General features: G+C 39.1%; 18 protein-coding genes and 4 pseudogenes. 2 read left to right on the forward strand and 20 right to left on the reverse strand.

The genetic code is table 11. The annotated features are described in order from the left end of the window. Positions 1 to 3: 3 nt before the first annotated feature. Genes IYQ23_RS05365 through IYQ23_RS05375 form a run of 3 tightly spaced genes read right to left on the reverse strand, consistent with a single transcriptional unit; the run spans position 4 to position 4,533 of the window. Entirely contained in the window at positions 4 to 1,836 is a 1,833-nt protein-coding gene (locus tag IYQ23_RS05365; RefSeq protein WP_195674320.1) for a DUF2194 domain-containing protein, read from the reverse strand. Between the two features lie 12 nt (positions 1,837 to 1,848). Continuing rightward, positions 1,849 to 2,748 (reverse strand): hypothetical protein, encoded by a 900-nt coding sequence (locus IYQ23_RS05370; RefSeq protein ID WP_195674321.1) that lies wholly within the window; start codon positions 2,746 to 2,748, stop codon positions 1,849 to 1,851. A 3-nt stretch (positions 2,749 to 2,751) separates the two neighbouring features. Next, on the reverse strand, positions 2,752 to 4,533 hold the full coding sequence (locus tag IYQ23_RS05375; protein WP_195674322.1) for a hypothetical protein: 1,782 nt from the start codon (positions 4,531 to 4,533) through the stop codon (positions 2,752 to 2,754). Positions 4,534 to 4,789: 256 nt separating this feature from the next. Between IYQ23_RS05375 and def the strand changes: the two genes are divergently transcribed. Beyond that, entirely contained in the window at positions 4,790 to 5,404 is a 615-nt protein-coding gene (def, locus tag IYQ23_RS05380; protein ID WP_143876703.1) for a peptide deformylase, read from the forward strand. Between the two features lie 498 nt (positions 5,405 to 5,902). Here the strand turns inward: def and IYQ23_RS05385 are convergent, their stop codons facing one another. From IYQ23_RS05385 to IYQ23_RS05395, 3 genes are all read right to left on the reverse strand, one after another. Continuing rightward, positions 5,903 to 6,133 (reverse strand): GlsB/YeaQ/YmgE family stress response membrane protein, encoded by a 231-nt coding sequence (locus IYQ23_RS05385; protein WP_003039588.1) that lies wholly within the window; start codon positions 6,131 to 6,133, stop codon positions 5,903 to 5,905. 17 nt (positions 6,134 to 6,150) lie between these two features. Continuing rightward, on the reverse strand, positions 6,151 to 6,348 hold the full coding sequence (locus tag IYQ23_RS05390) for a hypothetical protein (protein ID WP_037590389.1): 198 nt from the start codon (positions 6,346 to 6,348) through the stop codon (positions 6,151 to 6,153). Between the two features lie 263 nt (positions 6,349 to 6,611). Further along, positions 6,612 to 11,006 carry a PolC-type DNA polymerase III gene (locus IYQ23_RS05395; protein ID WP_195674323.1) on the reverse strand — a complete coding sequence of 1,465 codons (4,395 nt, stop codon included), beginning with the start codon at positions 11,004 to 11,006 and terminating at the stop codon, positions 6,612 to 6,614. A 99-nt stretch (positions 11,007 to 11,105) separates the two neighbouring features. Between IYQ23_RS05395 and IYQ23_RS05400 the strand changes: the two are divergent. Next, positions 11,106 to 11,238: pseudogene (locus IYQ23_RS05400) on the forward strand (ISL3 family transposase); the annotation flags it as partial. A 44-nt stretch (positions 11,239 to 11,282) separates the two neighbouring features. Here IYQ23_RS05400 and IYQ23_RS05405 read toward each other — a convergent pair. The 14 genes and pseudogenes from IYQ23_RS05405 to efp all read right to left on the reverse strand — a co-directional run bounded on the left by IYQ23_RS05405 (position 11,283) and on the right by efp (position 23,379). Continuing rightward, positions 11,283 to 12,140: a 5'-nucleotidase, lipoprotein e(P4) family gene (locus IYQ23_RS05405; RefSeq protein WP_195674324.1), complete on the reverse strand. Its 858-nt coding sequence runs from the start codon at positions 12,138 to 12,140 to the stop codon at positions 11,283 to 11,285. 176 nt (positions 12,141 to 12,316) lie between these two features. Further along, positions 12,317 to 15,616 (reverse strand): annotated as a pseudogene (locus IYQ23_RS05410) (pullulanase); the annotation flags it as partial. 383 nt (positions 15,617 to 15,999) lie between these two features. Then, positions 16,000 to 16,129: pseudogene (locus IYQ23_RS09735) on the reverse strand (YSIRK-type signal peptide-containing protein); the annotation flags it as partial. 187 nt (positions 16,130 to 16,316) lie between these two features. Beyond that, complete coding sequence (locus IYQ23_RS05415) at positions 16,317 to 17,252, reverse strand: IS30 family transposase (RefSeq protein WP_195674326.1); 936 nt, start codon at positions 17,250 to 17,252, stop codon at positions 16,317 to 16,319. 183 nt (positions 17,253 to 17,435) lie between these two features. Then, positions 17,436 to 17,804: an EXLDI protein gene (locus IYQ23_RS05420; protein ID WP_195674327.1), complete on the reverse strand. Its 369-nt coding sequence runs from the start codon at positions 17,802 to 17,804 to the stop codon at positions 17,436 to 17,438. Positions 17,805 to 17,940: 136 nt separating this feature from the next. Continuing rightward, positions 17,941 to 18,507 carry an NAD(P)H-dependent oxidoreductase gene (locus IYQ23_RS05425; RefSeq protein WP_174721433.1) on the reverse strand — a complete coding sequence of 189 codons (567 nt, stop codon included), beginning with the start codon at positions 18,505 to 18,507 and terminating at the stop codon, positions 17,941 to 17,943. After that, entirely contained in the window at positions 18,504 to 19,100 is a 597-nt protein-coding gene (locus IYQ23_RS05430) for a TetR/AcrR family transcriptional regulator (protein ID WP_195674328.1), read from the reverse strand. The genes IYQ23_RS05425 and IYQ23_RS05430 overlap by 4 nt, the downstream gene beginning before the upstream one ends. 143 nt (positions 19,101 to 19,243) lie before the next feature. Next, on the reverse strand, positions 19,244 to 19,552 hold the full coding sequence (locus IYQ23_RS09585) for a hypothetical protein (protein WP_229311946.1): 309 nt from the start codon (positions 19,550 to 19,552) through the stop codon (positions 19,244 to 19,246). Beyond that, positions 19,549 to 20,133, reverse strand: a complete 585-nt coding sequence (locus IYQ23_RS09590; RefSeq protein WP_324253120.1) for a LacI family DNA-binding transcriptional regulator — start codon at positions 20,131 to 20,133, stop codon at positions 19,549 to 19,551. Before IYQ23_RS09590 ends, IYQ23_RS09585 begins: the two co-directional genes overlap by 4 nt. Before the next feature lie 66 nt (positions 20,134 to 20,199). Further along, positions 20,200 to 21,019: pseudogene (locus IYQ23_RS05440) on the reverse strand (HAD family hydrolase). A 192-nt stretch (positions 21,020 to 21,211) separates the two neighbouring features. Further along, a complete protein-coding gene (locus IYQ23_RS05445; protein ID WP_195674329.1) occupies positions 21,212 to 21,685 on the reverse strand; it encodes a sigma-70 family RNA polymerase sigma factor in 474 nt (157 codons plus the stop codon). A gap of 216 nt (positions 21,686 to 21,901) precedes the next feature. Further along, on the reverse strand, positions 21,902 to 22,327 hold the full coding sequence (gene nusB / locus IYQ23_RS05450) for a transcription antitermination factor NusB (protein ID WP_003037723.1): 426 nt from the start codon (positions 22,325 to 22,327) through the stop codon (positions 21,902 to 21,904). Beyond that, positions 22,320 to 22,709: an Asp23/Gls24 family envelope stress response protein gene (locus IYQ23_RS05455; protein ID WP_003037725.1), complete on the reverse strand. Its 390-nt coding sequence runs from the start codon at positions 22,707 to 22,709 to the stop codon at positions 22,320 to 22,322. Before IYQ23_RS05455 ends, nusB begins: the two co-directional genes overlap by 8 nt. Positions 22,710 to 22,818: 109 nt before the next feature. Further along, positions 22,819 to 23,379: an elongation factor P gene (gene efp, locus IYQ23_RS05460; protein WP_003026309.1), complete on the reverse strand. Its 561-nt coding sequence runs from the start codon at positions 23,377 to 23,379 to the stop codon at positions 22,819 to 22,821. Positions 23,380 to 23,433 lie beyond the last annotated feature (54 nt).

Below are 23,433 nucleotides of genomic sequence, written 5' to 3' on the forward strand. Positions count from 1 at the left end.
TTTTTATTTCAATTCAATCGCTACTTTTGCAGATGTAGCATGCAATAAATAAAGATTACCAGTCAAATGCTCTAATTTCCCACCTGTCACTTTTCCTGGTTTTCCTTCATTCAACCGAAGCATCACGTAAGCATTATCATGGAAATTCTCAAGATTTAATTCCAAACCAGTATCAGTCTTCTGTTGCTGAACACTTAAAATACCATAGCGTTGAATGGCCCCCGCCATTTCCGAACCGGTCAAATCTCGGATATTTGGTGCCATTTTATCAAACCATGCAATCTCATCGCTAAAATCTTTATATAATTTTGCCCAGCCAAGTTTTGCACCTCGATCTTCATCCATCACATCATCTGGATGGAGGAAATGGGTCATTACATAATGCATATTCAGCTCTGAGAAAACAGTTAATTTAGAATAATTGTCCCATGATGCACCTGAAACAATCCGTGGTTGCTCAATCAGTCCATCATCAGCTACCTCAAATTCTTGAGAATAGGTAAATCTTCCTGGGAAATAGTTACTGGCAATGCTTTTAATCTCTGGGAATTTCGCTCTCAGCACTTCTCTTCCTTCTTTTGAAAGGACATTTGAAGGTGGAATATAGACAGACTTTTCGCCTTTTGGAAAGAGCTCCTTCGTAAATCGAATCAACTCACGAATAGAAGATTCCATTGCTTTTTTGTCTTTCCAAGTCTTGTATGTTGGAAATTCATCTCCATAATCAACATCCTTCGGAGAAAGTGGCTGATGATTATAACCGTGGTAACTAATCTCTCCGCCATTTGCTAAAAGAGATTTCCCAAAATACTTAAAGCGCTCTATATCTTTTTGTGCCGTTACATTTCCTGATGTATCATCTTCATAATTTTCAATGACACCACCAGTATACTTGATACCATACTTTTCAGATAACTTCAATAAATCCGGCCACCAAATATTTGTATAAAAATCAGAAATACTTGTATTGTAATCTCGCTTAATGTAGGTAGCATCTCCTGCTGGTACTGGTGAAGGGAAATCATCCAAATAGAACGTAGCACCATTAATTACTGGATAAGCTGTTGCTTCTGTCAACAAGCTATAAGAAGCTGCATAAATCCCACGAACTGCTCTTTCATAAATTCCAAAATTATCTACGACAAACTTCCCTTTGCCATACTTTTTCTCCCAAACGAGAGGAATACGCGCTTCATTATCTGTCCAAGCATGAACTTTGGTGTCTGATGAAAGAGAGACTGTCCAAGCCGATTCAAATCCTCCATCAATTGGATAACTTTTCCCACCACCAATCATGAAGTCTTTATCAATATACATTTTGTTTACTGCAGAATTTTCAAATTTGGAATTTGTAACACCCAATTTTTGTTCAATGGACGCAGAAGCATTATCCTTGACTAGCGTAACACCAAAGAGAACATTTCCTCCCTGCTCAACCCAGTCAACCATTTCCTGCGTTTTTTCTCCCAGAGCTTCTAAATCGCTTAAAAGTACGATAACTTTTTTATAATTTGAAAAACTAGGAAGAGAATCTTTTGAAATATCAACCAATTGATAGCCTTGCTTCATGTCTTTAAGAATCTGCGAGAATTGTTCTTTCGCTCGTCTACTGGTATCATTGCTCTCATCATAAAGTACAAGATTTTCTTTTGCCAAGCTTTCAAAAACTGTTTTAGAAGTAGGAATATTCCCTTTTAGATAGGTATTTTTACTTGTAACAACCGTATAACGCTCCCCACTTTTTTGAATCCATAAAAATGCGGCTAACAAAAGAAAAATAACCACCACTATAATGGATTCTCTTGAATAAGCCAACGTTTTCTTCTTCTTTTTCATTCCTTCCAACCTTTAAGACTGCCAAAAAGCTAATTGTTCTCGATTCTCTTTTGAGATGTAATTTGAATCTTCCTTTATAGCCTTTACTAATTCTTTTATCCTTTCCCCTTGTTTTGTTTCATAATAATATTGCAGATATAACATATAAATGTCTTCTTGTTGTGTCCACTTTTGTGAAATCAAATCTAAATAATCTTTAACTCGATCATAATGTTTGAGCAATAATTCATTTTTAATGAAGTTCAGATAATCCGACAACTCTTCTTTTTGTTGTATCTTTTTCTCCAAAAGATTTGAATAATCTGTTCTAAGTAGTTTTTCCAACCGTTTAGTGACAAGTCCCTTTTGCAAGTAACTTGCTAAGGTAGCACAATACTCTGTTAAAACTTGGAAATCATTAGGATTTTGACGATACTTTTTATTTAAATTTTGTAAATGAACATCGTACTGCCGTGACACTTCCGCAATCAGGGTCGTAGCGTAATGTACTACTTCTGTATCTTCATCTTTGCGAGCCAAAAACAACAAATCAATAAAACGATCTGGAGTCCGACTAACCATTTCCATTAACATCCACCGTGCTGTCTCCTTATCTTGCAACAACAGCGCTTCTTCTAACGGAATGAGTTCTTCGACATCCTCATATGCATTTCCTAGTTCGTTCTTGTTTTCAATTCCACTTATCTCCGTCCAAACATCTGCCTCTTTTGCCAGAAGAGACACATTTGATTTATCGTCATGTCTGGATGGATTTAAAAGCCAAAGCAAAAGATAACCTAAAAACGGTATTGCAATGGGAAAAACAATATAAAACAACGGTAGTTTGATTTTTTTATATTTGAGCAAATAGTAAGAATGAATACATAGAATCAAATCTAAAATCACACAAAACATAGAAATAATGTATTCCATTTATCAACCTCCGTGTTTGATTGAGTCAGAATTATTCTCCAAGGACATCGTCTTTTTAATGTTTGCAAATGCTTGATGATAACCCGCTTTATCTAACATGGAAGCTGCTACTCCACCAATCATTTGCAAAAAGTGGAGGCGAGAGAGCGATAAACGATTATAAGAGACATCTTCAATCCACAGGAGGTACTTTAATCCTGAAGCAGCTTTTATTTCTAATGCATAAAATGGGTAATCTGGAAGAAGATTCTTATTTATCCAAACTTCATCATTTTTTAACTCTTCTGCTAATGTCGGGTAGTTACTTAGATTGAAGTCAGAAGAATTAGATAATGAATAAATGTTGACTTTATTTGCTCCCAATTGCTCCTCAATAACTTTCTTCGTTTCATTTAAAACAGCTTCTACTGTCGGCTTATCTAATTGTTGAAAAATAGAGAATAGTTTGCTCGCACCATTTTGATTGCTAACGACTTGCTGAACGAGCTTTTCACGATCATAAACTGCATCCTCATAGGAGATAGATAAGAGTTCATTTCTTTCATTTAGCAGCTGATTTTCTTTTTCTAGCATTTCTTTCTCATCTTGGTACTTCATCTGGATAATCCCACAAATAAGAGCTACGAACATATAAGCCGCAAAGGAAATCCACCTATCGGTATTATAGACGATTGATTGCCAGTTTCCTCCCGAGAAGATATTAGCTGCAAATAACCCTAGTATCGAAAGGAGACCAGCAAAAATACCATATAAAGTTCCAAAGATTGTACTAATCAAGGTTACAAAAAATAAACGAATATCAATCATTTTGAATTGATTGAAACCATTTAATAACGTACTCAAACCTTCTGATAGTAAAAAAGCAAGCAAAATTTCAGCTACCTTTTGATAAACCTTATGAGACCGCATCAGATAAATAGCTTTTTTCAAATGCTTGAATTCCAGATGATTAGACGTCTTATTTTCTTTTACGAAATCTTTGTAAAAATCTGATAGATCATCTAGAACCGAGTAACGAATAAACCAGCCATAACGTTGTCTTAAATTATCTTCATCTGTCGAGCGATAAAGATAAGGTTCAGTTGACTTTGAATCAATCTCTATTGCACTTTTAGAGAGAGACAGTTCTTCTAATTTCGCCGCAAATTGCTGAAATGTAATCTGAAAGGGATTATAAATAGTTAAGATTTCTGTTTGGTCATCCCAGCTATCAAAAATTTTGCTGATTAGCTCTGCTAAATCTTCTGAATTGATAAAATTCGCAATTTCATCTGGATGTTCTCCAATATGAACTGTTTTATTTTGGTGAAGACTGTCAAACAACTGATACAAATAATCTTCTGGCAACTTGGAAGAATACATATAAGAACTGCGAACTATTTTTAGAGATCGCCCATTTGTCTTGGACCAATTGAGGCAAATCTCCTCTGCCGCCCTTTCTAGCTCCTGAGGATCATTAAGCACTTCTGGTCCTGTCACATAAAGAATTTTCGAATGAGATAATTCTTTGGTACGATGTAAAAAAGTTTGCAGCCGTTCTAGCTCCCCTACTCGTTGATTCTTATAAGTTAGCAAATTAGAAAGATAAAGAATTTGGTCAAATTGATAGGTTCTTAAAACTTCTACTAAAATGGTTTCTTTTGTTTTCGGAAAAACTGTCAATTTTAATTTTTTTGAACTTTTTAAATCTGTTTCTCCCAAAAGATAAACCGTATCCTTTGGAAAAGCTTCTTGTATAAACTTTTTGGTTACATATCCCGTATTTCCAAATAGTAGAATTTTCAATTTTTTGTCCCTCCTAAAAAGTAATTTATTTTGTTACTAATAATATTTTAGGTATCCAACTAAACATCATACATATTTTTGCTAAAAATATCAAGCAAAATAGACTAATTTTTTACTAATTTATTTCGTGTTTTCTCCACATATTCATTACACGCTATTTCGATTTCTTTCTTTCTCCTTTATTTTGTGTTATATTTATCATATACAAAGAATTTAATTTGGAATAGAAATCCATTTTTAGAACGAAGGAGAAAACATGTCTGTTATTGAAAAATTAACAAAACCAGCTCACTTGATTGATATGAATGACATCATTCGCGAAGGAAATCCAACGCTTCGGGCAGTCGCTAAGGATGTCACCTTTCCACTTACAGAGCAAGAAGTTATCTTGGGTGAAAAAATGCTCCAATTTTTGAGAAATTCACAAGACCCTGCAACTGCTGAAAAAATGGGACTTCGTGGTGGCGTTGGTCTAGCTGCACCTCAGCTAGATCTGTCAAAGCGGATTATTGCTGTATTGGTACCAAACCTGCCAGATAAAGAGGGCAATCCACCAAAGGAAGCCTATGCTTTGCAAACGGTTATGTACAACGCTAAAGTAGTGGCACATTCTGTTCAAGATGCTGCACTAGCTGAAGGGGAGGGCTGCTTGTCAGTTGACCGCGAAGTACCTGGCTATGTCGTGCGCCATGCGCGTGTCACTGTTGAATATTTTGACAAAGAAGGTGAAAAACACCGTATCAAACTCAAAGGATACAACTCAATCGTGGTTCAACACGAGATTGACCACACCAACGGCATCATGTTCTATGACCGCATCAATGAAAAAGAACCCTTCGCAATCAAAGACGGTATGTTAGTGATTGAATAATAAATAAAAGGGAATCTCTGATATAATAGCATTCCCAATTAAAATTTCTTTATAAAAGCACTATAACTCAAGAATACAAATAAAAAGAACAACTTTGGCTTCTGATAAACAGAGAATCAAGGTTGTTCTTTTTTGTAGTTATCGTGTGAATCTGTCTCAGACTCATGACTTTAGGATGACAAGCAATTTTAACGCAACTGCTATCGCACAAAACAAAGCACTATTTTGAGGTGGTAGATAGAACTTGTGAAGCAAGTCTCATCTTCATTCGCCTTTGAAACTCCAAAGAGCAATTTTGATGAAACCTTCGTTTTTTGCATTCACTATCTAAACAGTCTGAAAAACAGTTAAGTCGCCTTGTGGGGCGAGACTATACAGAACATTTTGTACCGAAGCCTTGAAATAAGAAAGCTGAGATTAACATTTTCAAATGTTAATTCCTTTGTGGGCGACTACACTAGCAATCGTAAGTATCGGTCTCAATCCTATTTTTAGAAGTCAGCTTCCCCTTTCCCAGAAAATAGCTAAAAGAATAATCGCTCCCAACACAGATGGAATAATCGCTGTATCTGACAGATGAGGTCCCCAGTTACCAAAGAGCATTTGCCCAAGCCAGGCTCCAAACCAACCTAGCAAGATCTTGCCAATACAGCCCATTCGTTCTCCACGATTAGTGATTGCTGCTGCAATTAGACCAATAATGAAGCCGACAAACATACTCCCAATCATTTAGTTATCCTTCCTGATTATTTTATTATTCTCACTTTTGCACTATTTTTATGCAAACAGCAGCCCTTCTTCTTTTTGGAAGAACAGGCACGACTTGCTAATACAGCCAAACTGACCAACGCCACCGAAGCAAGTACTACTTTCCCAGAAAATTCTAGTGAATAATGAAAATCTCTTAGGGATTTTTTATCTTCAGCTGAAATCATTAACTTCATAATGTATCCTTTCTAGTTGTAAATAGCTTACAAAGAACAACAAGAATCTATAAATTTTGTAAAAAACTTTATAAATAGTAAAATTTCCACTCTACTTTGAATATTTTAGTAGAACCTTTCAAAAAACAGCTAGCTACTCGCAATAAATCATTACCATGAAAGATTGCAAAATCAATAATATTTCGCAAATGAATAAGCAAAAATTCTAGTCTAGTGGCAGCTGCCTCTGATGAAAGTTTCCCACATTCATCAAAGAAGAGGTCTTAAAATAAATCATCAAAGAGACTGAGCTGATTGTCTTCTGGCATATTGCCTAGAATCCCCATTTCATCCATTTTATCGACTAGAGTAGTGGACAAGCTGCCACGCTTGCGCAATTCGGTTTTTGAAAGAAATTCTCCTTCTGCACGCGCTTTAACCAATTGTTTTGCAACGTTGTCTCCCAATCCATCCATAGCAGAAAATGGAGGAATTAAGCTATCTCCGTCAATAAGAAATTCTGTCGCATCACTCTTATACAGATTGAGTTTGCCAAATTTGAAACCTCTTTCCAGCATTTCATTGACAATTTCTAGAGTTGTATAAAGGTCAATTTCAACGTTGGAAGCTTCATTATTTTTGCGTTTTTCAGAGATTTCGTTCATCTTGCGCTTCACTGCATCCAGTCCACTACTCATGACTTTGATGTCAAAAGCTTTGGCACGGATAGAGAAATACGCACAGTAGTAATAAATCGGATGATGCACCTTGAAGTAGGCTACCCGCAGGGCCATCATTACGTAGGCAGCTGCGTGAGCTTTGGGAAACATGTACTTAATCTTTCCACAAGATTCAATGTACCACTCAGGCACATTATTTTCCTTCATAGCAGCGATGTAGCCATTTCTTTCCTCATCAGAAATTTTGAGCCACATGCCTTTCCGCACCCGTTCCATAATGGTAAAGGACATCTTGGGCTCCAGCCCCTTGTGCATCAGATAGACCATGATGTCATCCCGACAACCGATAACAGTAGACAGGTCGGCAATTCCCTGCTTAATCAAATCTTGCGCATTGCCTAGCCATACATCGGTACCGTGAGACAAACCTGACAATTGGAGCAATTCCGCGAAGGTCGTTGGATGAGTTTCATCCACCATGCCCCGCACGAAGTTGGTTCCAAACTCAGGAATCCCCAGCATACCGGTCGGCGTACCTATTTGCTCTTGTGTCACTCCGAGAACATCTGTTCCAGAAAAGAGAGCCATAACTTCTTGGTCATCCATTGGGATTTCATTTGGGTCAATGCCTGATAAATCCTGCAATTTCCGAATCATGGTCGGGTCATCATGACCGAGTACATCTAGTTTTAGGACATTTTCATCAATATCATGGAAATTAAAGTGAGTGGTTTGCCATTCGGCAGTCAAATCATCCGCCGGATACTGAACTGGTGTGAAATCATAGACATCCATATAGTTTGGAATAACCACAATTCCTCCTGGGTGCTGTCCAGTCGTTCGTTTAACACCTGCCGCACCTTGCGCCAATCGTTCTACTTCTGCATCACGATAAAATTTATTGTAATCCCGCTCATAGCCTTTCACAAAACCATAAGCTGTTTTGGCAGCGACTGTACCAACCGTACCAGCACGAAAGGCATATTCCTCACCAAAAATATCTCGGACATCCAAGTGGGCACTCGGTTGATCTTCACCAGAAAAGTTCAAGTCAATATCAGGCACTTTGTCACCATCGAAACCAAGGAAGGTTTCAAAGGGAATATCTTGTCCATTTTTACTCAATTTATGTCCACAATGTGGGCAATCTTTATCTGGCATATCAAAGCCTGAACCGTAAGAACCGTCCGTAATAAATTCTGAATACTGGCATTTGCCACAAACATAGTGAGGAGATAAAGGGTTTACCTCAGTAATCCCAATCATGGTCGCCACAAAACTAGAGCCGACCGAACCACGTGAACCCACCAGATAGCCACGCTCATTTGAACGCTGTACCAACATTTGCGAAGCCAGATAAATCACGGCAAATCCATTCCCCAAAATGGAGGATAATTCCCGCTCAATTCGTCGGTCTACAATATCCGGCAGCGGATTTCCATAAATTTCAAAAGCTTTGGCATAAGTCATCTCAGCGACTTTTTCCTCTGATTTGTCGATAAATGGTGTATAAAGGTCACCTTTCACCACCTCAATCGATTCAAAGGTTGCTGCCAATTGATTTGGATTGTCAATAACCACCTGCCGAGCTAATTCTTCACCTAAGAAGGCAAATTCATCCAACATTTCATTGGTTGTGCGGAAATGCGCTTTTGGAAGTGGAGCTGGTTGAGCTTTTTCGCCATGCCCAATGGGACGGTTAATCATCGCTCCTTGCCCTAAACTACGGACAATAATTTCTCGATAAATTTCTTCTTCAGGCTCGATATAATGCACATCACCTGTAGCAAGAACAGGCTTGTCTAATCGATTTCCAACTTCAATCAAATTTTTGATAATGGTGTGAAGCTCTTCGACATCCTTGACCTGCTCTTTGGCAATCAACGGTGCATAAATTGCTGGAGGCATGATTTCAATAAAATCGTAGTATTTTGCGACTTCCACTGCAGCATCAACGCCTTGCGAAACAACCGCGTCAAATACTTCTCCTTCCGAGCAGGCTGTTCCTAAAATCAAGCCTTCTCGGTGCGCATCCAAAACTGTTCGTGGAATCCGCGGTACGCCCTCAAAATACTTTGTATTAGACAAACTGACTAATTTAAAAATGTTCTTCAAACCCGTTTGATTTTTTACATAAATCGTAGCGTGTTTGACCCGCGCTTTTTTATAGGAGTTTTCATCCACCAAATCTGTGTTTAGCTTTTGAAGATTGGTGACACCTCGTTTTTCTGCCGCATCGTTAATGAAAATAAAGAGTAGGCGTCCTGTCGCTTCCGCGTCATAATTAGCCATGTGATGATGATCAAGCGATACTTGGAAACGCTTAGTTAGTGGCCCCAAACCGTGACGCTTATACTCTGGGTAGAGATTACGGGCAAACTCCAAGGTATCAATGACTGGTTGCGTAATCCGTGGCAACCCATGCCGTTCATAATTGACATTCATAAATCCCACGTCAAAGGTAGCATTATGGGCAACAAGTACCGTATCTTGACAGAAGTCTTGAAATTCTTGCAAGACCTGCTCGAGTGGCTTCGCATTTTTGACATGCTCGTCTGTAATCCCCGTCAAATCTGTCGTAAAAGCACTCAAAGGATGACCTGGATTGATAAACTCGTCAAACTCAGCAATGACATTCCCCTTGTACATCTTACTTGCCGCGACCTGAATCAAGTCATTGTAAATAGCAGACAAACCGGTAGTTTCCACGTCAAAGACAACATAAGTGGCTTCCTTGAGCTCCATATCCACTTCGTTATAGGTAATAGGAACTCGGTCTTCCACGATATTAGCTTCCATGCCGTAAATCAGCTGAATACCAGCTTTTTTAGCAGCTTTATAACCATGCGGAAAGCTCTGTACATTGCCGTGGTCAGTAATCGCAACTGCCTTATGTCCCCACTTAGCGGCTGTCGCAATCAATTCCTCCACTTCTGGAAGAGCATCCATGGTTGACATATTGGTGTGCGCGTGAAATTCAATCCGCTTCTCACCTTCTGGCATCAAGTCTTTCCGCTCATAATGTGTCACTTCTTGCACATCTTGGACATTCATGGTCAAGTCATGCGTGAAGTTATTCATTTCAATATTCCCACGCACACGCAACCAAGAATTTTTCCTAATGATGTCAAATTTTTTGGCTTCTTCTTCGTTTTTAAACCATTTCTGAAGGGCAAAACTAGAAGTATAATCAGTCATCTTAAAGTTAATCAGCACACGCCCTGTGCGGGTAACTTTTTGCTCAAGATCAAAGACCATACCTTCAAAGACAATGCGATTTTCCTCGGTCTGGATGTCAATCATCTGCGTAATCTCTGCCTTGTCCAGCTTTGGTCGGGCAGCCACTTTTCGTGCTTGAAAATCAGAATAGTTTGGTTTTTCCTCAGCTGGTGGTGGTGCCATTTGCTGCAGTGCTTCGATAGCTTTTAGCGCCTCGTCATTAGCCGCTTGCACAATCTTTTCTTTTTCAGCTTGGAAAGTCTCAACCTGTTGCTGAGTCAAGGCGTCACTTGCTTTGACCTGACAGTGAAAATGCGGAAACCCAAACTTCACCAATTGCTTGGCTAAATTGGGCAAATGGATTTTCCGAAAATGCTCCGTATCAATACTGGATGGTCCCTCAATCCAGAGCTGATCGCCGTCCGCATGCACCTTTAACTGTTGGTACATACTACGAAAGCCCTGACTGGCACAAGGTCCTTCTGTAAAAGCCTCTTTGTAATAAGCCTGCAACAGCTCCTCTGTAAAATCTTGATTGGCAGCCTTAATTTCAAAAATAGCTTGGTTGCCCGTCTTAGAAAATTCTTCATTTAAACGTTTTTTTAATTCTTGAAACAACTCAATGGGTAAAATTTCTCCAAAAGCAAACTGAAATTCCCAGACATGACTGACGGTATGCACTAAAACTTGCTCAATTTCTGCATGTAAAAAGGCACTTGATTGTCTCATATCAAGTGGCATATCAATTTGATTCATTAAAATTTCAAACGTAGATGACATCTTTTTTCCTTGTATTGTAATGAAACTATTTTACCACAAAACAAATGAATTTTCGATTAAAAAATAAATAAGGAATATCCCTCATTGTTTTTAATATAAACCAATCATCTCATCAAGGACGTCAAATGCTAAGCTTTTGGTTTCTCGGAACTTTGACAATTTTAAAACGAAAGTTCTCATCGCTTTGAACATCAAAAAAGAGAGAACCAATCTGATTCTCTCTCGCAGTTAGCGATAGGTTACCCACTACAGTTGACATTGAGTCTGTTTTCCCTTTTATTTTTTATATCCTTCTAATGCTTTTTGACGTTCTTCAGTTTGACCTTTCGCATCTAATTTTTTACCTTTATAAACAGTGCTTTCCCATGAACCGTACATTGGATTTGGGAAGATGATGAACTTTCCACCGAATTCGTTCTTTAATTCTTCTAATTTCTTACTACGTTCTTCTGCTGATGTTTTTGAGAAATCCGCAAAGTCAACGAGGTTATCACCTAAAAGCATGGCCAAATTCGTCGTTTCTTGTACTTTCTGACGGCGACCTTCTTTTGATTTCACACCTTTTTCTAAGAACATCAAATGGTCTTTCCCTTGTACTGGAATGCCTTCTTTTTCCAAATTCTTAATTGTCGCATCTACCTGACTCGCATCACGGTCAGAAACATAGTAGATTTGAACACCGTTTTGATGTGCATACTGGAGAAATTCTTTGGCACCAGGAACCGCCTTAGCTGAAGCCTTTTTCACCCATGCATCCCAATTTTTAGGATTAAAGGCCGTACCGTCTTTGACATTTTGAACTTGATAAGGACTGTTGTCTAATACTGTTTCATCTAAGTCAAGAACGATTGAGTAAGGCTTATCTGTCGGTTTTTGCAGCAATTCTTTCAAACGATTTGTTGCAACATTATAACCTTGCAGGTACAGCGCTTTAGCTTCATCTGACTTTTGATACCAAAGAGTGGACATGGTATTTTCCCTTGACCGCAATTGGTCATAAGTCATGGTGACTTTACTGTCAGATGTGTTACTTTGCGCAGCCTTATTGTCTGTCGTCTTCGTTCCACAGCTGGTCAATAAAATAACTGAAGCAAGAACAGAGAAAATTGTGATTGTGGCTTTAGATGATTTCATAAAACCAATCCTCCTAATATTAATCTATCAAAATTATAGCGTTTTCATAAAGACATTTCAAGATATCTGTCTAAATGTAGGAGAAAAATAGATTTGCAAAAGACAGTTAACAAGTTCATCTAAAATAATGAGCTGTAAGGAGCTTAGAATCCCTACAGCTCATGAACCTTCAATCTTTATTTCTTTTTCTTAAGGACAACTACACTTGATAACAACAAGCCAATTCCTGCTAGCACGCCAGCAATGGAAATTGTCGTCCCTGTGGACGGTAAAGTCTTATCTGCTTTTCCAGCTCCTGCTTGCTGTTGCTGCGTCTGACTAGCTGAAGTATTTGACTGTGTTGACGAAGTCGTTGTTTGACCAGACTCTCCTTTCGGCGTAGAAGGCTTGGTTTGATTTTGTTCTTCTTTTGGTTTTTCTTGATTTGGTTTGCTATTTTTTTGAATGCGTAAAATCGTCGCTGTCAATGGTGCTAAGGTAACCCCATCTGCTCCTAAGGTCACACCAGCTGGATTTGAAATAGCCGTTACCCCTGCGGTATTGCTGTCTGCCACGACTTGAGCATTTGCCAAATGCTTGTAGGCTTCGCCAAAGTTAAACTTCCGCTCCTTGTTATCCGCATTAACAAAGACAGCGTAAATGTCTCCATTTGAAGCCACAACTTGGTAGCCAAGAATTGTATCCTCTTTTTCAACCCCGTCTTTACCCGGCTGAGTGATTAAAGTAACATTTTGATCGACTTCGGCTTTGGTCTTGCGTGTAAAGGCATCTGTTGACTTCCGCAAAGCAATCAGCCCTTTCACATAGTCGCGGCTCTTCGTATTTTCAGGGAATTCGTCACCGTTTGTTGCCTTTGTCCAGTCAAAATGATTGACCGCATCGCTCGAATCATAAGAGTCGTGGATAAAGTAAGGATATTCAAATGGTGTTCCGTCCGCATTGGTCAGCAGGTGTGATTTATTTGGTACTTTGTCTTCTGAAACCGTATATTTATAAGCTGGGTCACGGAATTGCTTGGTTCGTCCGTATTCTTGCCCAGAGTGAAGGAATGGCGTACCTTGAGAAGTAAGGACCATTAGATTGCCCAAACGCAGGCGACGGTGAATTTCTTGATTGTTCGCTGCGATAGCTGGATCTTTTTTAATAGATTGGGCAATCACATCAAAGAGGGTCAAATTATCATGCGCAGCAATGTACTGAATCACATCTCCCGGATCATCTGCTTCAAAATTCGTTGGTTGTGCTTTGATGTTTTTGAAAACATCTTCGACATTGCGTTTTCCACCTGTGATAAAGGCAGGCGCTCCTTCGTTCGGATAACCAGATTTCAAAGTATTTCGAATATCATCTGAGAATACACCGACTGTATCGGTAGATTTCATCCAAGATTGATCCGCTGGTTGGACTGGTTTATTTTCATCTCCAGCGTAAGTCTTCCACCCCTCACCTAGCATCACCAGATTTGGATTGAGCTTTTTAGCCTCCTCATACGCTTTTTGAATGGATTCTGCATCGTGATCTCCCATCATATCAAAACGGAAGCCATCTACTTTGTATTCGCTCGTCAAATATTTGATAGAATCCACCAAAACACGACGGCTCATGTAGTGCGTCGTCCCCAAACGTCCGCCACCAAAACTAGTTCTAGGAGTGCCGTCTGCATCCATAAAGTGATAGTAATTCGGCTCTAAATCTTCAAAAATAGAGGCCTTTGCCGTGTGATTATAAACCACATCCATAATCACACCCATTCCGCGCTTGTGAATTTCATGAACAAGATTTTTAAATTCTTCAATACGCTTAGCTGGATCTGTCGGATTGGTTGAATACATTCCTGTCAAGGAGAAGTAGTTTTGTGGATCATAACCCCAGTTGTAGTTGCTATTGCTAGAAGCATACTTGTCCAATCTTTCGGCATTTTTCAATTCATTGACAAAATAATAACTTAAAACCGGCAGCAACTGAATATGAGTAACCCCAAGTTCTTTTAAATAGTCCAATTTTTCAACGAAAGCTGAGAATGTTCCAAATTGAGACTTCAAATCCTTAGAAATGGCTGCGTCAGAAGTAAAATCACGGACATGCGCTTCGTAGATAACTGCATCCTCCCTACTCTTGAAGCCTGGAATGTTCGCATAGGTCAGATTTTTCGGACCAAGCTCACTTGGGTCAACAAAAGCTGCCTTTGCAATCTTGTAAGACTCACCTTTTTCGGCATCTTCGCTGTTCCAAGCTGCCAAAGATTTGGCATATGGATCCAAAGCTAGTACTTTTTTATCACCGCGCGTAATTTCATAATGATAGAAATAACCGCGATAATCCTTAATTCCTAGATTTATTTGCGATGTCAATGTTGTCTTCCAAGTACCAGCTTCTCCTTTTGTCATCGCTACCTTACCAACTACTTTGTTCTGATCATTTTTATCATAAACAACCAAATCTACCTGATCCGCACTTGGTGACCAAAAGGTAACATCCACTTTCGTGCCTTTTTGGCTAACACGCGCACCCAATTCACCATCATATTTGTAGAGACTATCCTTCAACTGCCAATTCATACTGGTTTTAAATTGGTCGTTGCCATACTTTACCGTATAAGGAGCTTGCGCTTGTCCAAAGTCTCCTATGATTTTTGCTTTCTTTGTTTTGGGATCAAGCACAATGTCTTTCACAACCACTTCTTTACTGTCCTTATCTGTAATTTTTAGATTCTTAAGAATATCTTCCTTTTTGGCATTTTCAAGGGTTGAGAAAGTTGCTTCAATCTTCGTCAAGCTGACATGCTGAGCACCTGTCATGCGGATATCATTGACAAAATACGGATTGGTATAAATATTCGGATCTGCGTCTCGGAGGAAAATTTGACTGTTTTTCTTCAAATTTGTCAGATTATAATCCTGCGGTTGAATCTTCACATCGTCACCTGATTTGCTTTCATCTAAAAGCAGAAAACCAATTGCTTTTGCAGCATCTTTTAAAGGAACATCTACATAGCGACCATACTTGCCTGTTTTTTCGAAATCCACTCCGTCAGGCCAATTTTTGCTAGGATTTTCTACATCTCCCCAAAGCCAAAGAGACTTCTTGTCATAATTCCCGTCTGTCCGATAATAATTGATTCGTACCATGCCCTCTTTTAGAGGCTCATAGGTATGAAGATTGTAATCCTTGTCAAACCAGACCTCGTTCATATTCGGGCTGAGCAATTCAATCGTCTTGTCACCTGTTAGATTTGTACCTGCTGTATTATTGATTAAGAGACTAATTTTACTCCGTTTTTGTGCCATTTTGACATCAAGATAATAGCCATAATCATCCTTTTTAGCCATTGAAAAGCTAGTTGCTCCTGTCGGCCAGCTGCCTTTTTGGCTGGAAGGTGTCTCCACATCATCCCAGGTCCACAAGCCAAGACTAGCTAAATTCTCCGACGGAAGTGTCTTAAAATGCAGACGAATGCTGCCCTCTTCAATTTTGTCTTCTTTAGCTGGTGTCGCATCTGATGCAACTTTCTCAACAGGCTTCGTTGCCGTTTTTTCTTCTGCTGCTTGTGCAGTTTCCTTCTCCGTAGATTGAACTTCCGTACTTGAATCCGTCGTTGAAGCTGGGGTATTTTCTCTTACGGAGCGAGCTTGAGTCAAGTTAAGTTTTTCTGATGAGCTTTCCTCAGTTGAAGCTGTACGTGAAGAATTGGCAACACTAGATGTTGACAAAAGCGAGCTGCTTGCTTGCTCTTGATTTTCCGAAACGACTGCTTGATGATTCGTCACTTCTACTCCATCAGACTGCTCACTTGTTGGTGATGTTGGTTGCACCGTTTCAATAGATGTGTTTTCGACACTATTTGCTTCCTCTGCTTGCGCTAAGACATTCCCCGCCAAAAAGACACTAGCAGAAATAGCAATAGACGCTACCCCTACTTTTAATCTGCGGATTCCAAAATGCTGACGCTTCTCAGCTGTTCGAGATTGTAAACGATAAACTTTCTTCATAAAAAGAAAACTCCTTTATTTTTTAGTTGCACAAATATTTTTAGACTAGTGCAAACGTTTTCTGTAGATATTATATACATTTATCAACAAAATGTAAAGGTTTTCAAACAAAAAATCTCTGTTTTTTTGACAGAGATTAAATGTGTTTTCTATTTTATTTGATAAATTGCAATAAAAAGTGCAACGTTTACTCGTACTCATCCACTAGAGCTTCACGAGCAGTTCTGTAAGCTAAACATTTTCGTGGTCGGTGATTGATATCATATAAGGCCTTGTTCAAAGCCTCATCAGAGATAGCGGCTAAATCTGTTTTCTTTGGAAAATATTCTCTTAGTAAGCCATTGGCGTTTTCATTGCTTCCTCTCTGCCAGGATGAATAGGCGTCCGCAAAGAAAAAGGAAATTCCTAAATTCTCTACCAGAGGATAGCAGGCAAACTCTTTTCCCCTATCTGAAGTGAAGGTTTTAAGAGCCTCTTTTGGAAATAGCTTATAAAGTTGTTCGATGGCTGAAAACATGGATTTGGCTGTTCTGTCTGGTATCTTGAAAGCTAAGTAAAAGCGCGTTTTTCGCTCCAGAAAGGTCGCTAAACAGCCCTTGCTTTTGCCTCTGGAAGACACCACAGTATCGAGCTCCCAGTGACCAAAGGTCTCACGATTCCTGACCTCTTTAGGACGTTTGGCAATCGATGTGCCAATCCTAAATCTTCCACGTGTTTCTTTAGGTTGTCGAGTTTTTCCTTTACGACGAAGGACACTCAAATCCAGATCAATCAAACCAGCATAGAGCCAGTTATAGATTGTTTTAAAAGCTACCATCGGCCTTTGTTCAAGCTGATAGCGGCCACAAATCTGTTCAGGCGACCAGGAGGATTTTAAACCGTCCTCAATTTCCTTTTTCAACGTTGGTGTCAAACGAGACTTCCGACCTTTTTGCTTAGCCCTGTGGTCATACTGTTCCTGTGCTAGGGCTGCGGAGTAACCATTTTGGCATCGTCTTAACTCTCTTGAAATGGTAGACTTATGGACGCCAAGTTTACTTGCAATTTGGCAAGGTTTCAAACCTAATTCCAAGTAGGTTTCTATCTTTATTCGGTCGGTTATGGTAAGATGGAAGTAGCTCATAGTTTTTCCTCGGGATTCTGTTTGTGTGGTTACTTACAGTTTACACCAATGAAACGCTATGAGTTTTTTTGTTGCACTATATTTTACAATTTATCAATAACAAAAATAGACAAATGTCCTATGAAACAATGCAACTGACTTCATACAAAAAAACCAGTCCGTAAAGACTGGCTGTCTGTAAAGTTAAATATTCAAGGTTTCAATAAAAGCACCTGCCGCTAACTTTTGCTCCAACTTGTTGATAGTAGATTTGTCTAGGTAAGAGCTTAACTCAGCAAAAGCTTGGCAAATTTTGAAAACCGTATCTGCCTCTTGCTGATGGTAGAATGGTAGATCCTTATGCTTTCTGAGCCACCACTCTGAATCATAGTTGAGATCTTCTCTTTGATAGTAGACAAGGTTCTTCTTGGGTGTCAGATAAATCGTTTTATAGATTATTTTTTTCCTATCTTCAGAAAAACGGCTGTTATTATAAATCTTGATTCCTTTAAATTTTTTATACTCTCTGATTCCATGATCCACTAGCCTGCATTCCACTTCCTTATATTCCATCGTGACACCTCCTTAATTTTTCCACTTCCATTATAGCAGTTTTACGCAGGTTTTCAAGAAATGTTTCATAAGAAATGGATTATTAAGCTAGTTTTCAGCTGTATCGTACTATTTCTGCTTTACAATCGTCCTTATTTTAAATACGACGGGCTGTTTGAGTGATGGTTTCTAAGAATTGCTGGCGCTGTTCATCAGAAATTTTTTCAACATTTGTTAATTGTGTTAACTTAACCGGTGCGACAGCGCAGATTTTTAAAATTTGATTTTTCAGAACTTTGCCGTAATCCTGAATAAAAGGTAGCACAAAGGACGGCGTATTATGGGTGGTGATAATCCAAGCAGATTTTCCTTGTAAGTGCCCTTCAAGACCGACTTTTTTATAAGAATAAGCGAAACCAGCTGCAAATACTCGGTCAATAAATCCTTTGAGAATAGCCGGCATACCGCTCCACCAAATCGGGAAAATAAAGATTAGGTGGTCTGCCCAAGTGACAAGATCACGGTATTTCTCCATTTCAGGAACCTTAGCCAAATCGCGGCGTTTTTGATTTTCATCAAATCGTAAGATTGGATCAAACTGTTCAGCATATAAATCTAAGGTTTTGACAGAATGCGCTTCAGAAAGATTGGTTTGGACTTGCTTGAGAATAGCACCGTTAAAACCTTGAGGGTTTGGATGAGTAAAAACAATTAAGATTTTCATGACCGTTCTCCTTTTATATAGACATCAAGCATATGCTCAATGTTAGTCTGGATGGCTTTGTTGTCAAGGTCACGTCCAATGGGACTGTTCGCCAAAACAGCAAGACCTGAAATAAAACTCCAAAAGTGAAACAGTATTTCAGCTTCGCTGTTGGTAAAGCCTTCATCCTTACGAAGCTCTAAAACAATCCGTTTAAATGCAGCGAATTCTGGCAAATCAGAATCCAGCGAAATAGTATCCTGAGTGACTTTTATATACTTAAAAGGAAATTTAATAAAGAGGGCTTCAAAGAAATAGGGGTAAGCCTTCGCAAAGATGATAAAGTTAAAGCCCATTTGGGCCAGTTGATTTCGTGCATAAGCCTTCCAATCGATCTTTTTTTGGATCTCTTGGTTGAGAAAAGCAGAAAGGCGTTTTAAAACGACTTTTAAATAGTTTTCTTTACTTTCAAAATGCCGGTAAGGAGTGCCGTGAGTAACACCGCAGGATTTAGCGACAGTCCTCAGTGATAGCTGGTCGATACCATGTTTCTCAATCTCTTTAATCCCCGTCTGGATCAGTCTTTCTTTTAACTCTGCCGTATTTCGTTTCATTTTTTCCCTCAAAAAGTATACACTGTCTACTTTTTCTTGTCAATATTTTCTGTTTAGAAAAATTTCAGTAAAAAATCACCTTGATTTGAAAGGTGATTCTTCTTTATTAAATAAGTAAGCTAATTTGAAAAACAACAAGTCTCTTATCGCTGGATAAACTCTGATTTGAGAACAACGGTTCTTTTATCTTTAGACAACACTTGCTTGAAGCTTTCCTGACCTAGCTGGTAGGATTTGTTGTCAATGGTAGAAAGACCCAGAAGGCGTCCAGCCAGCATATTTTCTTGCCCCATAATGAAGGGTAGCTGTTTCCCGGCTTCCTCATAAACCTGCATAAACCCTGCTGCCATGTCATCCCCATTTGAAAAAATACAGTCAATCTCCGAGTGTTGCCAAAGTTCGGAAGCTTTCTGATAACCATCCTCTTCTATAGCAACTCCTTCGATAATCACCGGTTCATGCTCCAATCCGTAGACTTCATCATAAGCCTCTCTGACCATACGATAGGTGGAACTGCGTTTGTCTTTACGGGTGAAATAAGGGCTAAATGTTGATAACCCAGTTCCTTCAACCAGCGAAAAGCTTCTCTGCAAGCTGGTTTGCGATCCACATAGACACTACTCAGTTGAGAATGGTTTACCTTTTCTAAGCAGACAATATTTCCGTACTTAGCATAGGAAGCAATGGTTTCCAAATCTATGCTTCGTGAGGTGAAAATCAAATGATCAAAAGCCTGACCTCGCAATTGTTCCAGGTACTGAAGCTCTAGTTCTTTGTCATACTGAGACGGCAAAAGCAGCAAATTATAGGCACTCCTCTGCGCTTGATCCAACATACCGTTGATGAACTTGGTAAAATAAGTGTGACGCACATGAGGAATGACTACACCCACTTTATAAGTATTGCCCAAACTCAGTTCTTTTGCGACTAGATTTAGAGTATAGTCCAGTTCTCTGACAATTTGCAGGATTTTCCCCCGTGCCTCGTCTGACACATATGGGTGATTATTGAGCACGCGCGACACACTGGACACCGAATAGCCACTCAACTTCGCTATTTCTCAAATATTGGTCATCGAGTTCCTTTCTGATTTTCAAGCTTAACTGACGAGATACCTGTGAATTCCGTAACCAACTCCGTCCTCATCGTTACTCTTGGTAATTTTAAAAGCATGTGCCTTCACATCTTTAAAGGCATTGTCCATGACAATCGGAAAACCAACCATTTCTAGCATCGGAATGTCATTGTGACCGTCACCAAAGGCAGCTGTTTCTTCTTTTTTTAGATTTTCTTTCCGACTAATGTAATCAATCCCTGATGATTTTCGAGCTTCTTTGCTAATGATTTCTAAATAAAACCGACCAGAACGCAGAATTGTAACACTAGTTAGTCCTAGACTATTCAGATAAGTCTGCAAATCTTGCATTTCTTCCTCTTCAAAACTAATCATCATGATTTTAAACAGATTATCACAAGCTGAAAGAAAACAATCTTCATCATGAACCTGAGTCGGTGCCTGATGAGTCAAGTCGTATTCGTAACAAATTCTTTCATCTACTGTATCACAATACCAATGATTCAAGTCATAATAACTGAGACTTGACCTGCTGAAAATGCTGCCGCACCGCCTGTAAAATCGTTGCCGCGGTCTGCTTGAAAATAATCTTGATGTGCAGCGGACGAATTTGATGATTGACAACCTCATAAATCAAACCACCATTAAAGCCCACTTGCGGACCTTGCAAACCCAACAATTCAATAGCCTCACGCATCTCCATTGGCACACGCGCAGATACCAGCGTAATCGGAATAGCTGCTCTGCGAATGCGTCTGGCATTCCTTTCGGAAACTTGCCCCTTTGAATTTAAAAGCGCCCCATCCATATCAGTAAAAATACGTTTAATCGTTCTTGTTTGCATGATTTTTCTCTCCTTTTCTTTATGGATTTGCGCTCCACTCCGAGTTCAAATCTTATTTCTTCGCTAGCTTGACTTCATTGTACAATCTGGAACGCGTTCCATGTCAAGAGGAAAATGAAAAAAAGTGAATTAAATTTTTTAGAGGTAGCAAAATGAAAATGACCTTTAAAAAGGGAAAAGTTCTGACTTAGTTTAATCACTATAATCTTTTAAGTAGGCTCTTAATTCTCGAATCATAGCTTGGCGGCCTTTGAACCGTTCATCGGCTAGTAAGCGCTCATACTGCTCCTGTTTCTCTGGGCTCAGTTGAGCTTGATAGCTATTTAGCTGGTCTCGGAGAATCACCAATTCATCCAGATATAGTTCTTTTAGGCTGAGCTTGTGACCAATCTCGCTCACTTCTTCATAAGCTTGACGATTAAGTTTGCGTTTTTGACTTTCCTGTTTACGGAGGATGTCCAGGATATGATTGCGGAACTTGGTCTTATAGTAAACATAGAGCTGATGATCTTCTTCTACTAGCTGCGGATAGCGACTCACCAACTGATAGAGCACCAACATGCCCTCTTGTTCCCAATCGCTTAATTCCCACAGGTGGACATAATATTCCCTCCGACACTTCAGCACAATTCCTCTTACCTTGCTATATAACTCCTTGAACTCCATTTCCTTCTCCTTCCTTTTACTTACCTTTTAAGGATAACATGAAGGAGAACCCTTTGGTTTTCTTCTATCTATTTTTTATCTTAGTGCATCTCTTCTGGGTCTCGTGAGCAGCATCCCTGTCACTTCAGAGGTTTTCTGAAGCTGTTTAGCGGATAAAATTGAAAAAGAGAGAACGAAGTTCGTCCTCTCAATCCTGTATTCATTTCTTCTTAAAATTTATTCTATAACAAATTTACTTAAAATACCATTGATAAACTTGCTCGATTTTTCATCTGAGAATTTTTTAGATAGCTCAATTGCTTCATTGATTGCGACTAGTTGAGGTGTATCAAACTCTGTCATCTCAAACAATCCCAAGCGAAGAATATTTTTTTCTATCAATGTAAGACGTTCCAAAGTCCAACCTTCTTTTAGGTACTGGCTAAGCTTGTCATCCAACTCGTTTTTAGACTGTTCAACACCCGTGACGAGGTTCAATAAAAAGGCTGGAATTTCCACATCAGAATCGTTTGTCATATCTTTATCATAGAGATATGCAAAACGACACGCTTCTACAATATCTTTTTCATATTCCAAACTCATTAATGCTTGAAATGCACGTTCACGTAGTTCTCTTCTTGCTTCCAGTTGTACATCAGTCATTGAGGAAATCCTCATCGAACAAATCTTTTAAATCTGGTTTTGGTGTTTTTTCAGGCACAATACCCGCTACATGGATGTTCACTGCGGATAATTCAACTTCTGCCATATCAGAAACAGCACTTTTAACGGCTTTTTGAATAGCAACAGCTACTGCTGGCACCCCTACACCGTATTCTAAGTATAAATAAATGTCAACAGTTACTTCGCCATCACTGGCGGTATGAAGATAGACGCCACGTCCTAAAGAACGTTTTGCAAGACTGTCAGACATGCTTTTATTTGCGAAAGAGTAAACACCGTCCACTTTAGCCGTTGCAATGGCAATAATTTTTTCTAAGACACGCGGTGCGATAACGATTTCGCCTAATTGTTCAGTTGCCATAACTTGTCCTTTCTTAAGACACAAAGACATTCAAGGAGTCTGTTCAATATTTGTCAGGCTCTCAGTCTGAATTTGATAGTAATTAAGAACTTCTAGTTCTCAACATAAATTATGCACGAGAAACGTAAGTTCCTTCTTGCGTATTGATAATCAATTTTTGTCCAACTTCGATAAAGTCCGGTACGTTGACCACAAGACCTGTTTCAAGAGTAGCTGGCTTACCAGAACCTGTCACCGTTGCTCCTTTGATAGAAGGTTGTGTATCTGTTACGACTAATTCTACAGTCGTTGGAACTGTAACACCGATAACTTCGCTTCCGTAAAATTGAATTTTCACTTCTGAATTTTCAAGAATAAATTTCAATTCTTGCTCTACATTCGCTACTGGGATTTCATATTGCTCAAATGACTCTGTATCCATGAAATAGGCTGTATCATCCATTTGATACAAATATTGTGCTGGGCGGGTCTCGATAATCGCTTGTTCAAATTTTTCTTCTGGGCGGTAAGTTGTGTCAAAAGTTGAACCTGTGCGTACATCCCGTAATTTCATACGCATAACAGTATTCCCTTTACCTGGTTTATGATGGCTTGCTTCAAGGACACGAATCAATTTTCCGTCCGTTGTTTCAAACGTCATACCAGCTTTCAGCTTACTTGCTTCAATCATTATTATTACCTCTTTTAAAATAGATTTCTCTTTATTTTATCATAAACATTGACA

The organism is Streptococcus sp. HF-100 (assembly GCF_015594635.1).
Taxonomy (GTDB): Bacteria; Bacillota; Bacilli; order Lactobacillales; family Streptococcaceae; genus Streptococcus; species Streptococcus vaginalis.

Excerpts from the sequence above, each read along its gene's own strand:
- IYQ23_RS05365 (WP_195674320.1), bottom strand. The coding sequence starts at position 1,836 with ATGAAAAAGAAGAAGAAAACGTTGGCTTATTCAAGAGAATCCATTATA.
- IYQ23_RS05370 (WP_195674321.1), bottom strand. The coding sequence starts at position 2,748 with ATGGAATACATTATTTCTATGTTTTGTGTGATTTTAGATTTGATTCTA.
- def (WP_143876703.1), top strand. The coding sequence starts at position 4,790 with ATGTCTGTTATTGAAAAATTAACAAAACCAGCTCACTTGATTGATATG.
- IYQ23_RS05385 (WP_003039588.1), bottom strand. The coding sequence starts at position 6,133 with ATGATTGGGAGTATGTTTGTCGGCTTCATTATTGGTCTAATTGCAGCA.
- IYQ23_RS05390 (WP_037590389.1), bottom strand. The coding sequence starts at position 6,348 with ATGAAGTTAATGATTTCAGCTGAAGATAAAAAATCCCTAAGAGATTTT.
- IYQ23_RS05395 (WP_195674323.1), bottom strand. The coding sequence starts at position 11,006 with ATGTCATCTACGTTTGAAATTTTAATGAATCAAATTGATATGCCACTT.
- IYQ23_RS05405 (WP_195674324.1), bottom strand. The coding sequence starts at position 12,140 with ATGAAATCATCTAAAGCCACAATCACAATTTTCTCTGTTCTTGCTTCA.
- IYQ23_RS05415 (WP_195674326.1), bottom strand. The coding sequence starts at position 17,252 with ATGAGCTACTTCCATCTTACCATAACCGACCGAATAAAGATAGAAACC.
- IYQ23_RS05420 (WP_195674327.1), bottom strand. The coding sequence starts at position 17,804 with ATGGAATATAAGGAAGTGGAATGCAGGCTAGTGGATCATGGAATCAGA.
- IYQ23_RS05425 (WP_174721433.1), bottom strand. The coding sequence starts at position 18,507 with ATGAAAATCTTAATTGTTTTTACTCATCCAAACCCTCAAGGTTTTAAC.
- IYQ23_RS05430 (WP_195674328.1), bottom strand. The coding sequence starts at position 19,100 with ATGAAACGAAATACGGCAGAGTTAAAAGAAAGACTGATCCAGACGGGG.
- IYQ23_RS05445 (WP_195674329.1), bottom strand. The coding sequence starts at position 21,685 with ATGGAGTTCAAGGAGTTATATAGCAAGGTAAGAGGAATTGTGCTGAAG.
- nusB (WP_003037723.1), bottom strand. The coding sequence starts at position 22,327 with ATGACTGATGTACAACTGGAAGCAAGAAGAGAACTACGTGAACGTGCA.
- IYQ23_RS05455 (WP_003037725.1), bottom strand. The coding sequence starts at position 22,709 with ATGGCAACTGAACAATTAGGCGAAATCGTTATCGCACCGCGTGTCTTA.
- efp (WP_003026309.1), bottom strand. The coding sequence starts at position 23,379 with ATGATTGAAGCAAGTAAGCTGAAAGCTGGTATGACGTTTGAAACAACG.